This window comes from Streptomyces glaucus (assembly GCF_039533365.1).
Classification (GTDB): Bacteria; Actinomycetota; Actinomycetes; order Streptomycetales; family Streptomycetaceae; genus Streptomyces; species Streptomyces glaucus.
In genome coordinates this window covers 66,171-79,739 of sequence record NZ_BAAATK010000017.1, presented here as the reverse complement: position 1 = coordinate 79,739, position 13,569 = coordinate 66,171, and the positions used below count along the sequence as shown (strand labels likewise).

The window sequence follows — 13,569 nt, the reverse complement described above, 5'->3', positions numbered from 1 at the left end:
GATCTCCAGGGGGGACTTGAGTGGGTACACCCGTGTCCGGGAGCGGCCGGCACAGACGCCGGATACGCATCGGCCTGCCCGTCGCCGCCGTCGGCATCGCCGCGGCCGTCACCGCCGCGCTGCTGACCTCGTCCGCCGGCGCCGCCTCCGCGCTGCCGCAGCCGACGGCCGGGCCCGCCACCAGCGCGCCGTCGCTCGGCGAGCTGGAGAGGCGCGTCGCGGGCGCGGTCGCCGGTGACGACACCGCCGGGGAGACGACCAGGAAGTCGTCCCTGAGCGCGCCCACCGGCGCCGCCACCGTCGACGCCAAGGTCATCGGCGGTACGACCACCGGCATCACCTCGGCGCCCTGGATGGCCCAGCTCTGGTACCACGACGACCGGGGCACCGCCGACGAGAGCGACGACCTCGGCTTCTTCTGCGGCGGCGCGGTCGTCGCGCCGACGAAGATCCTCACCGCCGCGCACTGCGTCAAGGGCTACGACTGGCACACCCACGGCGCCGTCGTCACCGGCACCGCCCAGCTGCCGGCCACCGACGGCGCCGGCGACACCGACCTGCACGGCGGCACCGTCTCCGGCGTGTGGCGGCAGTGGAACCACCCGTCGTACAGCTCGACGAGGATCGACAACGACATCGCCGTCCTCACGCTGCCGAGCCGCGTCAGGGCGACGCCGATCCGCATGACGACGTCCGGCGACACCGCCTCCTACGCCGCCGGCACCGGCGCCAAGGTCTACGGCTGGGGTCGCACCACCTCCACCAGCCAGAACGTCTCCGGGACGCTGAAGACGGCCACGCTGCCGATCCAGTCCGACACCACCTGCGCGAACTACTACGGCGCCGACTTCGTCAAGGGCCACATGGTCTGCGCGGGCAAGCCCGCCACCGGCAGCGACACCGGCACCACTTCCGCCTGCAACGGCGACTCCGGCGGCCCGCTGGTGGTCGGCAACCGCATCGTCGGCGTGGTCTCCTGGGGCGTGCAGGACTGCGTCGCCCGCGGCGCCTACAGCGTCTTCGCGAAGGTCACCACGTACGTCGGCGCGGCCTACCCGCGCATCGACGACACCAACGTCAGCGGCGACCACAGGGCCGACCTGTGGGTGCGCAACTCCTCCAGCAAGGCCGGCTACTCGCTCGACTCCAAGGGCTCCTCGTTCGCCGCGCGCGAGTCCTGGGGCAGCTGGAGCGGCGTCGACGTCGTCCTGCAGACCGACCTCGACCGGGACGGCCACCAGGACCTGCTGTACCGGTCCACCGCCACCGGTGACGTCCACTGGACGCACTACGTGGCCTCCAGCGGCAGCTGGGCCACCAAGCAGCTCGCCGACAACTGGAAGACCCGCACCCGCATCGTCACCCCCGGGGACGTCACCGGCGACTACCTGCCCGACCTGCTCTCGGTCGACTCCGCGGGCGTGCTGTGGATCTACCCGGGCAAGGGCAACGGCACCTTCGCCGCCCGGGTGAAGGCCGGCTCCGGCTGGAACCAGTACAACTCCGTGCGCGGTCACGGCGACTTCAACGGCGACGGCAGGGCCGACCTGATCGCCCGCGGCAAGGCCGACGGCTCCCTCTACCTCTACAAGGGCACCGGCAAGGCCGGCACGGGCGCCTTCGCCGCCCGGGTCAAGGTGCGCACCTGGAGCAGCACGACGTACAACGCCTTCGACGCGGTCGGCGACGTCAGCGGCGACGGCAGGGCCGACTTCCTGGCCCGCACGCCCGGCGGCACGCTCTACCTGTACAAGGGCACCGGCAAGGCCACCAGCGAGATCTTCGCCACGCGGATCGAGATCGGCACCGGCTACCAGCAGTACGACATCTGGGGCTGAGCCCACGGGTGCGGCGGGCCCCGCCCGGCCGGACGGCCCCCTCCGGCGCCCACCGGTCCACCGGTGGGCGCAGGACGTCGCACGTCCCGGCGCCGCGTTCCCGCGCCCGGCCGGCAGAGCGGCGACGGGCGGCACGCGCCGCGACGGCGGACCCGGGCCTGACGCCGGCCGCAGGGGGTAGTCGTCCGGGAACGAACCGAGGAGCCCATGCCTGCCCAGAGCACACCACCGGAGCCCGCGCCTCCGGGAGGGTCCGGCACCGGCGGCGCGCGCCGGACCGGGGACCGCCGCCGCGCGTCCCGCGGCAGGCGGCGCACGGGCATGCTCGTCATGGCCTGGACCGCCGCGGGCATCGTCGTCCTGGGCGGCAGCGGGGCGGGCTGGCTGTACGTCAAGCTCAACGGCAACCTGCACAGCGTCGACATCGACCAGGTCCTCGGCGCCGACCGCCCGAAGAGGACCGACGGCGGCTCCGAGAACATCCTCGTCCTCGGCTCCGACACCCGCTCCGGCGGCAACCGGGAGCTCGGCGGCGGCGACGACGACGGCAGCGCCCGCTCCGACACGGCGATGATCGTGCACGTCTACGAGGGCCACCGGAAGGCCGCCGTGGTCTCCATCCCCCGCGACACCGTCGTCGACCGGCCCCAGTGCACCGGCGCCGACGGCACCGACCACCCGGCCGCGTCCGGGGTGATGTTCAACTCCGCCTACTCCACGGGCGGCGCCCCCTGCACGGTGAAGACGGTCGAGACCATGACCGGCATCCGCATGGACCACTATCTGGAGGTCGACTTCAGCGGCTTCCAGAAGCTCGTCGACGAGCTCGGCGGCGTGGAGGTCACCACCACCGAGGACATCGAGGACCCCGGCAGCCACCTCAGCCTGGAGGCCGGCACGCACCGGCTCGACGGCAGGCAGGCCCTCGGCCTGGTCCGCACCCGGCACGGCGTCGGCGACGGCTCCGACCTCGGCCGCATCCAGCTCCAGCAGGCCTTCGTCAAGGCCCTGGCCGACCGGGTCGAGGACATCGGCGTCCTCACCAGCCCCAAGAAGCTCTACGACCTCGCCGACACCGCCACCCGGGCCGTCACGACCGACTCCGGCCTGGGCTCGGTGGACAGGCTGGTGGCCTTCGCGAACGGCCTGCGGGGCATCGACGCCTCGGACCTGCGCATGGTCACCGTGCCGGTCCGCTACCACCCGTCCGACCCCAACCGCGTCGTCGTCCGGGAGGCCAGGGCCCGGCAGGTGTGGGCCGCCCTGAGGGACGACAGGCCGATCCCGCGGTCGGCCACGGAGGGAACGGCCACCGGGGAAGCCGGGGACGTCGTCAGCGCTCCGTGACGGGCGCGGAGCCCCCACCGGCACGCCGCCGCGCCGCCCACGGGCCGGCCACGGGCCGGCCACGGAGCCCGAGCCGCGCCCTCCCCGCGCTCCCGCCCCCGTCCCCGCGCCCCGGGGAATAGACCGTGCCGCCCCCCGGTTTTGGGTGATGGCGCCAGTCCTGGCAGACTGGTACGTCGGCTCCGGTTCACGCCCCCGCATCCCGCGGCGGCGACCCGGCGCCCTCCCGAAACCTAGGAGACACCTTGAAGCGCGACATTCACCCCGCGTACGTCGAGACGCAGGTCAGCTGCACCTGCGGCGCGTCGTTCACCACCCGCAGCACCATCGAGTCCGGCACCATCCGGGCCGAGGTCTGCTCCGAGTGCCACCCGTTCTACACGGGCAAGCAGAAGATCCTCGACACCGGTGGCCGTGTGGCCCGCTTCGAGGCCCGCTTCGGCAAGGCCGCCGTCGGCTCCAAGAAGTAGCGAGCCCCTCTTTCGCCGGTCCACGGCCGCGCCCCGTACGAGGCGTGCGCCGGGACCGGCGTTTTTGGTCGCCCGCCCTTGCCCTCACCGCTGTATCAGGAGCCCCAAGATGTTCGAGGCCGTCGAGGAACTCGTCGCCGAGCACGCCGACCTGGAGAAGAAGCTCGCCGACCCGTCGATCCACGCCGACCAGGCGGGCGCGCGCAAGCTGAACAAGCGCTACGCCGAGCTCACCCCGATCGTCGCCGCGTACCGCTCCTGGAGGCAGACCGGCGACGACATCGAGACCGCGCGTGAGCTGGCCGCCGACGACCCCGACTTCGCCGCCGAGGTCAAGGACCTGGAGAGGCAGCGCGAGGAGCTCACCGAGAAGCTGCGCCTGCTGCTGGTCCCGCGCGACCCCAGCGACGACAAGGACGTCATCCTGGAGATCAAGGCGGGCGCGGGCGGCGACGAGTCGGCCCTGTTCGCCGGCGACCTGCTGCGCATGTACCTGCGGTACGCCGAGCGGGTCGGCTGGAAGACCGAGATCATCGACGCCACCGAGTCCGAGCTGGGCGGCTACAAGGACGTCCAGGTCGCGGTCAAGGCCCGCGGCCAGGTCGAGCCCGGCCAGGGCGTGTGGGCCCGGCTGAAGTACGAGGGCGGCGTGCACCGCGTGCAGCGGGTGCCCGCCACCGAGTCCCAGGGCCGCATCCACACCTCGGCGGCCGGCGTGCTGGTCACGCCGGAGGCCGAGGAGGTCGACGTGGAGATCAACCCCAACGATCTGCGCATCGACGTCTACCGGTCCTCCGGGCCGGGCGGGCAGTCCGTCAACACCACCGACTCCGCGGTGCGCATCACGCACCTTCCGACCGGAGTCGTCGCCTCCTGCCAGAACGAGAAGAGCCAGCTGCAGAACAAGGAGCAGGCGATGCGTATCCTGCGCTCCAGGCTGCTCGCCATGGCGCAGGAGGAGGCGGAGCGGGAGGCCGCCGACGCCCGTCGCAGCCAGGTCCGCACCGTCGACCGCTCCGAGAAGATCCGCACCTACAACTTCCCGGAGAACCGCATCTCGGACCACCGCGTCGGCTTCAAGGCCTACAACCTGGACCAGGTCCTGGACGGCGACCTCGACGCGGTGATCCAGGCCTGCGTCGACGCGGACTCGGCGGCCAAGCTCGCGGCCGCGTAAGGCACCCAGGACGACGTACGGAGCACCGGAGGACGAGCGTGCGGCAACCCCCCGGGGGGCGACCCCCCAGCACCCGCAGCGTGCTGCTCGCGGAGGTGGCGCAGGCCACCCAGCGGCTCGCCGACGCCGGCGTGCCCTCGCCGCGCACCGACGCCGAGGAACTCGCCGCGTTCGTGCACGGCGTCAAGCGGGGTGAGCTGCACACCGTCAAGGACGCCGACTTCGACGCCCGGTACTGGGAGGCGATCGCCCGCCGCGAGGCCCGCGAACCGCTCCAGCACATCACCGGACGCGCCTACTTCCGCTACCTGGAACTCCAGGTCGGCCCCGGCGTGTTCGTGCCGCGCCCGGAGACCGAGTCGGTGGTCGGCTGGGCCATAGACGCGGTGCGCGCCATGGACGTCGTCGAGCCCTGCATCGTCGACCTGTGCACCGGCTCGGGCGCCATCGCGCTCGCCCTGGCGCAGGAGGTGCCGCGCTCGCGCGTGTACGCCGTGGAGCTGAGCGAGGACGCGCTGCGGTGGACCCGCAAGAACATGGAGGGGTCCAGGGTCGAGCTGCGCCAGGGCGACGCCCTGACGGCCTTCCCGGACCTCGACGGCCAGGTCGACCTGGTCATCTCCAACCCGCCGTACATCCCGCTCACCGAGTGGGAGTACGTCGCCCCCGAGGCCCGCGACCACGACCCGGAGATGGCCCTGTTCTCCGGCGAGGACGGCCTCGACCTGATCCGCGGCATCGAGCGCACCGCGCACCGGCTGCTGCGCCCCGGCGGGGTCGTCGTCGTCGAGCACGCCGACACCCAGGGCGGCCAGGTGCCGTGGATCTTCGCCGACGACCGGGGCTGGACCGACGCGGCCGACCACCCCGACCTCAACAACCGGCCCCGGTTCGCCACCGCCCGCAAGGCGTTGCCATGAGCACGCCCCAGATTTCGATCCCGCAGTACGTGTACGAGGAGGCCCGCTAGATGGCACGGCGATACGACACCAACGACGCGACCGACCGCGTGACCGGTCTGCGTGAGGCCGCGTCCGCCGTCCGCCGGGGCGAGCTCGTGGTGCTGCCGACGGACACGGTGTACGGCATCGGCGCCGACGCGTTCTCCAAGGAGGCCGTCGCCGACCTGCTCGCGGCCAAGGGCCGGGGCCGCAACATGCCCACACCCGTCCTCATCGGCTCCCCGAACACCCTGCACGGCCTGGTGACGGACTTCTCCGAGCAGGCCTGGGAGCTGGTCGACGCCTTCTGGCCGGGCGCGCTGACGCTCGTCGCCCGGCACCAGCCGTCCCTGCAGTGGGACCTGGGCGACACCCGCGGCACGGTCGCCGTGCGCATGCCGCTGCACCCGGTCGCCATCGAGCTGCTCACCGAGGTCGGCCCCATGGGCGTCTCCTCCGCCAACCTCACCGGCCACCCGGCCCCGGAGAACTGCGACGCCGCGCAGCAGATGCTCGGCGACTCCGTCTCCGTCTACCTGGACGGCGGCCCGACCCCCGGCAACGTCCCGTCGTCGATCGTCGACGTCACCCGCGAGGTGCCGCTGCTGCTGCGCCAGGGCGCCCTGTCGGCGGACGAACTGCGCAAGGTCGTACCCGACCTTGAGGTGGCGAATTGACGGCCCCTGACGCGGGGCGTGGCATAGGCGGCGGGGAACGTGCCGCGGAGGAGACGACGACGTTCGGGTTTCCGCGCGACAGCTTCCGCATCCTCCACGTCAGCACCGGCAACGTGTGCCGCTCGCCCATCACCGAGCGGCTGACCCGCCATTTCGTGCAGGAGCGGCTCGGCGTCCTGGGGGGCGGGCTGATCGTGGAGAGCGCGGGCACCTGGGGGCACGAGGGCGCGCCGATGGAGGCCAACGCGGAGACCGTGCTGGCCGAGTTCGGCGCGGACGCCTCCGGCTTCGTCGGCCGCGAACTGCTCGACGAGCACGTGATCCGCGCCGACCTGGTGCTGACCGCGACCCGCGACCACCGCGCCCAGGTCATCTCCATGGGCCATTCGGCGGGCCTGCGCACCTTCACGCTGAAGGAGTTCACCCGCCTGGTGAAGGCGATCGACCCGGCCACCCTGCCGCCGCTGGAGGAGGGCGTGGTGATGCGGGCGCGCGCCCTGGTCCGGGCCGCCGCGGCGCTGCGCGGGTGGCTGCTGGCGCCGACGGCGGAGGCGGACGAGGTGCACGACCCGTACGGGGCGCCGCTGACGTTCTTCCGGTCGATCGGGGAGGAGATACACCAGGCGCTGGACCCGGTCGTCACGGCGCTCACGGGGGTGCCGGCGCACACGTAGCCGCCCGGCGGCGTCACCCGGTGCGGCGGCCCGCACCGGCGCCGGCCGTCGACACCGGGCGCCCCGGGCGTCCCCGGCCTACATTGGACGTACGCCACCGTCGACGCCCGGAGCGCACCATGTCGGTCACCCCTGCCCTCGAGGCCGATGTCCTGCGGCGCCAGGACCCCGAGCTGGCCGAGATCCTGCTCGGGGAGCTCGTCCGGCAGTCGACGACGCTGCAGCTGACCGCCGCCGAGAACTTCACCTCGCCGGCCGTGCTGGCCGCGCTCGGCTCGCCGCTCGCCAACAAGTACGCCGAGGGCTACCCCGGCGCCCGGTACCACGGCGGCTGCGAACTCGTCGACGTCGCCGAGAACATCGCCGTGGAGCGGGCCAGGGCGCTGTTCGACGCCGAGCACGCCAACGTGCAGTCCCACTCGGGCTCCTCGGCGGTGCTGGCCGCGTACGCCGCGCTGCTGCGCCCCGGGGACACCGTCCTCGCCCTCGGCCTGCCCCACGGCGGCCACCTCACGCACGGCTCGCCCGCCAACTTCTCCGGCCGCTGGTTCGACTTCGTCGGCTACGGGGTGGACGCGGAGACCGGGCTCATCGACCACCCCCAGGTGCGCGCCCTGGCCCGTACGCACCGGCCGAAGGCGATCGTGTGCGGATCGATCGCCTATCCGCGCCACATCGACTACGCCTTCTTCCGCGACGTCGCCGACGAGGTGGGGGCCTACCTGATCGTCGACGCCGCGCACCCCATCGGGCTCGTCGCCGGGAGAGCGGCGCCCAGCCCGGTGCCGTACGCCGACGTCGTCTGCGCCACCACGCACAAGGTGCTGCGCGGACCGCGCGGCGGCATGATCCTGTGCGGGCACGAGCTGGCCGCGCGGATCGACCGGGCGGTCTTCCCGTTCACGCAGAGCGGGGCGCAGATGCACACCGTCGCGGCCAAGGCCGTCGCCTTCGGCGAGGCGGCGACCCCGGCGTTCGCCGCGTACGCCCACCAGGTGGTCGCCAACGCGCGGGCGCTGGCGGCGGCGCTGGCCGCGGAGGGGCTCGTCGTCACCACCGGCGGGACGGACACCCACCTGCTGACCGCCGACCCCGGGCCGCTCGGCGTCGACGGGCGCACCGCGCGCGGACGGCTCGCGGCCGCCGGGATGGTGCTGGACTGCTGCGCGCTGCCGCACGGCGACGCCCGCGGGCTGCGCCTGGGCACGGCGGCGGTGACCACCCAGGGCATGGGGGAGGGCGAGATGACGAAGATCGCCGCGCTGCTCGCCGGGGTGCTCCGGGGCGACGTGGAGCCGGCGGGGGCCCGTGCGGAAGTACGGGAGCTGGCCGGTGGATTTCCGCCGTATCCCCGCTGAGCGGGGGGAGCCGCTCCCGTGCGCACAGCCACGCGTGCAACCATCGTCGCTACCCGGAAGTCCTCACCCGTATGCGTGCGTCGCTAGGGTGTGAGGCTGGAATGGCCAGCGAGACCTGTGGGGAAGCCCGTGCGTGAATACCTGCTGACGCTCTGCATCACGGCCGCGGTGACGTACCTGCTGACCGGGCCGGTGCGGAAGTTCGCGATCGTGGCGGGGGCGATGCCGGAGATCCGGGCCCGGGACGTGCACCGGGAACCGACCCCGCGGCTCGGCGGCATCGCCATGTTCTTCGGGCTGTGCGCGGGTCTGCTGGTCGCCGACCACCTGACCAACCTCAACGAGGTCTTCGAGAACTCCAACGAGCCGCGCGCCCTGCTCTCCGGAGCGGCCCTGATCTGGCTGATCGGCGTCCTGGACGACAAGTTCGAGATCGACGCCCTGATCAAGCTGGGCGGGCAGATGATCGCCGCGGGCGTGATGGTGGTCCAGGGCCTGACCATCCTGTGGCTGCCCATCCCGGGCGTCGGCAACGTGGCGCTGACCCAGTGGCAGGGCACCCTGCTGACGGTCGCCCTGGTCGTCATCACCATCAACGCGGTCAACTTCGTCGACGGCCTCGACGGCCTCGCCTCCGGCATGGTGTGCATCGCCTCGGCGGCGTTCTTCATGTACGCCTACCGCCTGTGGTACAGCTACGGCATCGAGGCCGCCGCCCCGGCCACGCTGTTCGCGGCGGTCCTGATGGGCATGTGCCTGGGCTTCCTGCCGCACAACATGCACCCCGCCCGCATCTTCATGGGCGACTCCGGGTCGATGCTCATCGGCCTGGTGCTCGCGGCCAGCGCGATCTCCGTGACGGGACAGGTCGACCCGGACGTGATGAACCTGTTCTCCGGCTCGGTGCGCGAGACGGTGCACCAGATGGTGCCGGTGTACATCCCGCTGCTGATGCCGCTGACCATCATCGCGATCCCGGCGGCCGACCTGGTCCTCGCCATCGTGCGGCGCACCTGGCGCGGCCAGTCGCCGTTCGCGGCCGACCGGGGCCACCTGCACCACCGCCTGCTGGAGATCGGCCACTCGCACAGCCGGGCCGTGCTGATCATGTACTTCTGGTCGGCGCTGATCGCCTTCGGCGCGCTCGCCTACTCCGTCAACTCCGCGTCGATGTGGATCGTCCTCGGCGTCGTCTTCTTCAGCGCGGTCGGCCTGGTGCTGCTCCTGCTGCCCCGCTTCACCCCGCGCGCCCCGCGGTGGGCGGAGCGCTTCGTGCCGCCGCGCTACCGGCGCCGGGCCGTGGCGGAATCCGCGCCGGCCGCCGCGCCGGCCTCCGCCCCGGCGGACCAGGAGCACCGCGCGCCGGTGGCCGCGGGCGCCGCGCACGTCAACGGGGCGACCGCCGTCGGCCCCCGTTCGCGTCCCCTGGACCGGGGGAGAGCCGGCTCGTCACGCTGACGCCCGGGCGCCGGCGGGGCACCGGGTAAGAGGCCCCAGGTAAGAATCTGACTAGAGCATTGCCAAGTCGTGGGAGTCTCGTGGGGTGGCGAAGCGCCCTAATACCAGACAAGTCACCACTGAAACTGCACAGACGCGCAGAGTCACTCTCATGTGTGACGGTTGGCACACCTACAGGTAAAGACTGCATCAAATAGTTTGTGATACGGTTCACGAGAACCTCCCGGATAGAGCCAAGAGGACCGTAGTGCGACGGTCCATTGGTGTGAGGTCTCCACTCAGCCCGGGACTACGCTCGTCCATGACGACACCCTGCCCCCTGCGAAAGCGGAGTTGCCGCCATGCCGTCCCATGACGTCCGGAACCTGGCCCAGGCCGCTGTGCCCACGGCCGCCGTCGGCGTGATCGCCGCCGTTGTCAGCGGCGTGGTCGCGGGCGGCAAGGGGGCGGTCGGGGCGGTCGTCGCGACGCTCGTGGTGATCCTCTTCATGGGGATCGGCCTCTATGTCCTGCAGCGCACCGCCAAATCGCTTCCGCATCTCTTCCAGGCGATGGGCCTGATGCTGTACGCGGCGCAGATCCTGCTGCTGTTCATCTTCATGGCCGCGTTCAAGAACACCACCCTGTTCCACCCCAAGGCCTTCGCGTTCACGTTGGTCGCCGGCACCCTCGCCTGGATCGCCGCGCAGACGCGTGCCCACATGAAGTCCAAGATCCTCTACGTCGAGCCCGAGCCGACGACGGGCGGGAAGCCCGAAAAGTCGGGGCACTCATCGTGAGGGGTAGGGCCGGGACAAAGAGGCATGAGAGATCCTGCTATCGTCCGGTGCCAACTGCGGCATCGCGGGCGCGGACATCCGAGCTGACGCCTGCTCGATCGCGAGGTGGGATGTCCCCCAGCCGCCCCCACATCCGTAACACCAGTCCCGTGCCGAACCGCGGCTGCGTGCCGCGCCGACACAACGAGGTTGCCGTACCCATGCGTCACGCCGAAGGAGCCCGCGGTGAGTGCTGACCAGACCCAGCTCGCCTTTGACTGGAGCTGTCGGATCATGTCCGACAACGGGTGTGGCTTTCCGGCTCCGGGCCTTCATTCGTTCCTGTTCAAGCCGATCACCACGGTAGGTGGCTTCGAGTTCAACAAGGTGATGCTGCTCGCGCTCATCACCACCGTCCTCGTCATCGGCTTCTTCTGGGCGGCCTTCGGGAAGGCCAAGGTGGTGCCGGGCAAGCTCCAGATGATCGGTGAGGCCGGCTACGACTTCGTACGTCGCGGCATCGTCTACGAGACCCTCGGCAAGCGTGAGGGCGAGAAGTACGTCCCGCTCATGGTCTCGCTGTTCTTCTTCATCTGGATCATGAACATCTGGTCCGTGATCCCGCTGGCCCAGTTCCCGGTGTCGTCGATCATCGCCTACCCGGCGGTGCTGGCCGCGATCGTCTACGTGGTCTGGGTGTCGCTGACCTTCAAGCGCCACGGCTTCGTCGGCTTTTTCAAGAACGTCACCGGATACGACAAGTCGCTGGGTGCGGTGCTGCCGCTCGTCGTGGTCATCGAGTTCTTCTCGAACCTGCTGGTTCGGCCGTTCACACACGCGGTGCGACTCTTCGCCAACATGTTCGCCGGTCACCTGATGCTGGTCATGTTCACCGTGGCCTCCTGGTACCTGCTGAACAGCTGGATGATCCCGGCGGCCGGCGTCTCCTTCGTCATGACCGTCGTCATGATCCTCTTCGAGCTTTTCGTGCAGGCCGTCCAGGCGTACGTCTTCGTACTGCTGGCCTGCTCGTACATCCAGGGCGCTCTCGCCGAGCACCACTGAGCCAGCCCCTCCCCGCACCAAGCCCCAAGACGTCCGGTGGCCAACCCCCACCGGTCCTGAAAGAGAAGGAAGATTCAGCATGGCTGCCCTTGAGACCCTCGCTGCTGTCGACGGCAACCTCGGCTCCATCGGCTACGGCCTCGCCGCCATCGGCCCCGGCGTCGGCGTCGGCATCATCTTCGGCAACGGCACCCAGGCTCTGGCCCGCCAGCCCGAGGCGGCCGGTCTGATCCGTGCCAACCAGATCCTCGGTTTCGCGTTCTGTGAGGCGCTCGCCCTCATCGGCATCGTCATGCCGTTCGTCTACAACTGACGAACCTCGACGATCGAAACCTTTCGACGAAAGGCACTGATGTGATCGCCAACCTGGTACAGCTGGCGGCCGAGGAGGAGCAGAACCCGCTCATCCCGCCGGGCCCCGAGCTGCTCGTCGGCACCATCGCCTTCGCCATCGTGTTCTTCTTCTTCTGGAAGAAGCTGCTTCCGAACATCAACAAGGTTCTGGAGGAGCGCCGCGCGGCGATCGAAGGCGGTATCGAAGAGGCCGAGGCCATGAAGGTCGAGGCTCAGAGCGTCCTTGAGCAGTACAAGGCCCAGCTCGCCGAGGCCCGGCACGAGGCCGCGCGTCTGCGCCAGGAGGCGCAGGAGCAGGGCGCCGCGCTCATCGCCGAGATGCGCGCGGAGGGGCAGCGGCAGCGCGAGGAGATCATCGCCGCCGGTCACGCCCAGATCGAGGCCGACCGCAAGGCCGCCGCGTCCGCGCTCCGCCAGGACGTCGGCAAGCTCGCCACCGAGCTGGCCGGCAAGCTCGTCGGCGAGTCCCTGGAGGACCACGCCCGGCAGAGCCGCGTCATCGACCGCTTCCTCGACGAGCTCGAGGACAAGGCCGAGGCGGCGCGATGACCGTGCACGGAGCGAGCCGCGAGGCCCTGGTCGCCGCACGGGAGCGTCTCGACGCGCTGACGGACTCCACGGCCGTGGACGCCGGGCGGCTCGCCGACGAGCTGGCCGCCGTCACCGCGCTGCTCGACCGCGAGGTCGGCTTGCGCCGGGTTCTCACCGACCCGGCGCAGGCCGGTGAGGCCAAGGCCGAGCTGGTCCAGCGCCTGCTCGGCGCCCAGGTCAGCGGTCCGACCGCCGACCTGGTGGCCGGCATGGTGCGCTCCCGCTGGTCGCAGTCCCGCGACCTGGTGGACGCGCTGGAGGAGCTGGCGAACCTCGCCGACCTCACCGCCGCCCAGCGGGCGGGCACGCTCGACGACGTCGAGGACGAGCTGTTCCGGTTCGGCCGGATCGTCTCCGGCAGCACCGAGCTGCGCGCCGCGCTGACCGACCGCAAGGCCACCGTCTCGGCCAAGGGCGAGCTGCTGCGCAGCCTGCTCGGCGGCCGGGCCAAGCCGGCCACCGAGCGTCTGGTGACGCGCCTCGTGTCCGCGCCGCGGGGACGTAGCCTGGAGTCGGGACTGGAGTCCCTGTCCAAGCTCGCCGCCGAGCGCCGGAACCGCATGGTCGCCGTCGTCACCTCGGCGGTACCGCTGAGCGACGTGCAGAAGCAGCGCCTGGGCGCGGCCCTCGCGAAGCTCTACGGCCGTCAGATGCACCTCAACCTCGACGTGGACCCCGCGGTCCTCGGCGGGATCCGGGTGCAGGTCGGCGACGAGGTCATCAACGGCTCCATCGCGGACCGGATCGAGGACGCCAGCCGCCGCCTGGCGGGCTGACGGCCACGCGACGGACACGGCAACTGAACACGCAGTACGTACTTACGGCCCTCGTTGGGCCGTGCAGAGGATTCACCTCCTAAAG

General features: G+C 71.4%; 14 protein-coding genes. All 14 read left to right on the top strand.

Annotation, left to right across the window (positions count from 1 at the left end):
* Positions 1 to 20 precede the first annotated feature (20 nt).
* The 14 genes from ABD363_RS15255 to ABD363_RS15190 all read left to right on the top strand — a co-directional run bounded on the left by ABD363_RS15255 (position 21) and on the right by ABD363_RS15190 (position 13,484).
* Positions 21 to 1,838 (top strand): trypsin-like serine protease, encoded by a 1,818-nt coding sequence (locus ABD363_RS15255; RefSeq protein ID WP_344603615.1) that lies wholly within the window; start codon positions 21 to 23, stop codon positions 1,836 to 1,838.
* 207 nt (positions 1,839 to 2,045) lie between these two features.
* Positions 2,046 to 3,185 carry an LCP family protein gene (locus tag ABD363_RS15250; RefSeq protein ID WP_344603613.1) on the top strand — a complete coding sequence of 380 codons (1,140 nt, stop codon included), beginning with the start codon at positions 2,046 to 2,048 and terminating at the stop codon, positions 3,183 to 3,185.
* A gap of 245 nt (positions 3,186 to 3,430) precedes the next feature.
* Positions 3,431 to 3,655 (top strand): 50S ribosomal protein L31, encoded by a 225-nt coding sequence (gene rpmE / locus ABD363_RS15245; RefSeq protein WP_344603611.1) that lies wholly within the window; start codon positions 3,431 to 3,433, stop codon positions 3,653 to 3,655.
* A gap of 109 nt (positions 3,656 to 3,764) precedes the next feature.
* The gene (gene prfA / locus ABD363_RS15240; protein ID WP_344603609.1) at positions 3,765 to 4,832 is read left to right on the top strand and encodes a peptide chain release factor 1; all 1,068 of its coding nucleotides are present in this window, start codon (positions 3,765 to 3,767) and stop codon (positions 4,830 to 4,832) included.
* Between the two features lie 80 nt (positions 4,833 to 4,912).
* On the top strand, positions 4,913 to 5,752 hold the full coding sequence (gene prmC / locus ABD363_RS15235; protein WP_344603607.1) for a peptide chain release factor N(5)-glutamine methyltransferase: 840 nt from the start codon (positions 4,913 to 4,915) through the stop codon (positions 5,750 to 5,752).
* Positions 5,753 to 5,802: 50 nt separating this feature from the next.
* Positions 5,803 to 6,450, top strand: coding sequence for an L-threonylcarbamoyladenylate synthase (locus ABD363_RS15230; RefSeq protein ID WP_344603605.1), 648 nt, complete (start codon positions 5,803 to 5,805; stop codon positions 6,448 to 6,450).
* Positions 6,447 to 7,124 (top strand): arsenate reductase/protein-tyrosine-phosphatase family protein, encoded by a 678-nt coding sequence (locus tag ABD363_RS15225; protein WP_344603603.1) that lies wholly within the window; start codon positions 6,447 to 6,449, stop codon positions 7,122 to 7,124. Before ABD363_RS15230 ends, ABD363_RS15225 begins: the two co-directional genes overlap by 4 nt.
* Positions 7,125 to 7,243: 119 nt before the next feature.
* Positions 7,244 to 8,482 carry a serine hydroxymethyltransferase gene (locus ABD363_RS15220; RefSeq protein ID WP_344603601.1) on the top strand — a complete coding sequence of 413 codons (1,239 nt, stop codon included), beginning with the start codon at positions 7,244 to 7,246 and terminating at the stop codon, positions 8,480 to 8,482.
* A 129-nt stretch (positions 8,483 to 8,611) separates the two neighbouring features.
* Positions 8,612 to 9,940 (top strand): MraY family glycosyltransferase, encoded by a 1,329-nt coding sequence (locus tag ABD363_RS15215; RefSeq protein WP_344603599.1) that lies wholly within the window; start codon positions 8,612 to 8,614, stop codon positions 9,938 to 9,940.
* A gap of 341 nt (positions 9,941 to 10,281) precedes the next feature.
* Positions 10,282 to 10,719 carry a Cg1360 family ATP-synthase-associated protein gene (locus ABD363_RS15210; RefSeq protein ID WP_344603597.1) on the top strand — a complete coding sequence of 146 codons (438 nt, stop codon included), beginning with the start codon at positions 10,282 to 10,284 and terminating at the stop codon, positions 10,717 to 10,719.
* Between the two features lie 225 nt (positions 10,720 to 10,944).
* Positions 10,945 to 11,763 (top strand): F0F1 ATP synthase subunit A, encoded by an 819-nt coding sequence (gene atpB, locus ABD363_RS15205; protein ID WP_486388792.1) that lies wholly within the window; start codon positions 10,945 to 10,947, stop codon positions 11,761 to 11,763.
* Between the two features lie 79 nt (positions 11,764 to 11,842).
* Positions 11,843 to 12,076 (top strand): ATP synthase F0 subunit C, encoded by a 234-nt coding sequence (gene atpE, locus ABD363_RS15200; RefSeq protein WP_344603595.1) that lies wholly within the window; start codon positions 11,843 to 11,845, stop codon positions 12,074 to 12,076.
* A 41-nt stretch (positions 12,077 to 12,117) separates the two neighbouring features.
* Positions 12,118 to 12,666, top strand: a complete 549-nt coding sequence (locus ABD363_RS15195) for a F0F1 ATP synthase subunit B (RefSeq protein WP_344603593.1) — start codon at positions 12,118 to 12,120, stop codon at positions 12,664 to 12,666.
* Between the two features lie 2 nt (positions 12,667 to 12,668).
* The gene (locus tag ABD363_RS15190; protein WP_344603709.1) at positions 12,669 to 13,484 is read left to right on the top strand and encodes a F0F1 ATP synthase subunit delta; all 816 of its coding nucleotides are present in this window, start codon (positions 12,669 to 12,671) and stop codon (positions 13,482 to 13,484) included.
* Positions 13,485 to 13,569 lie beyond the last annotated feature (85 nt).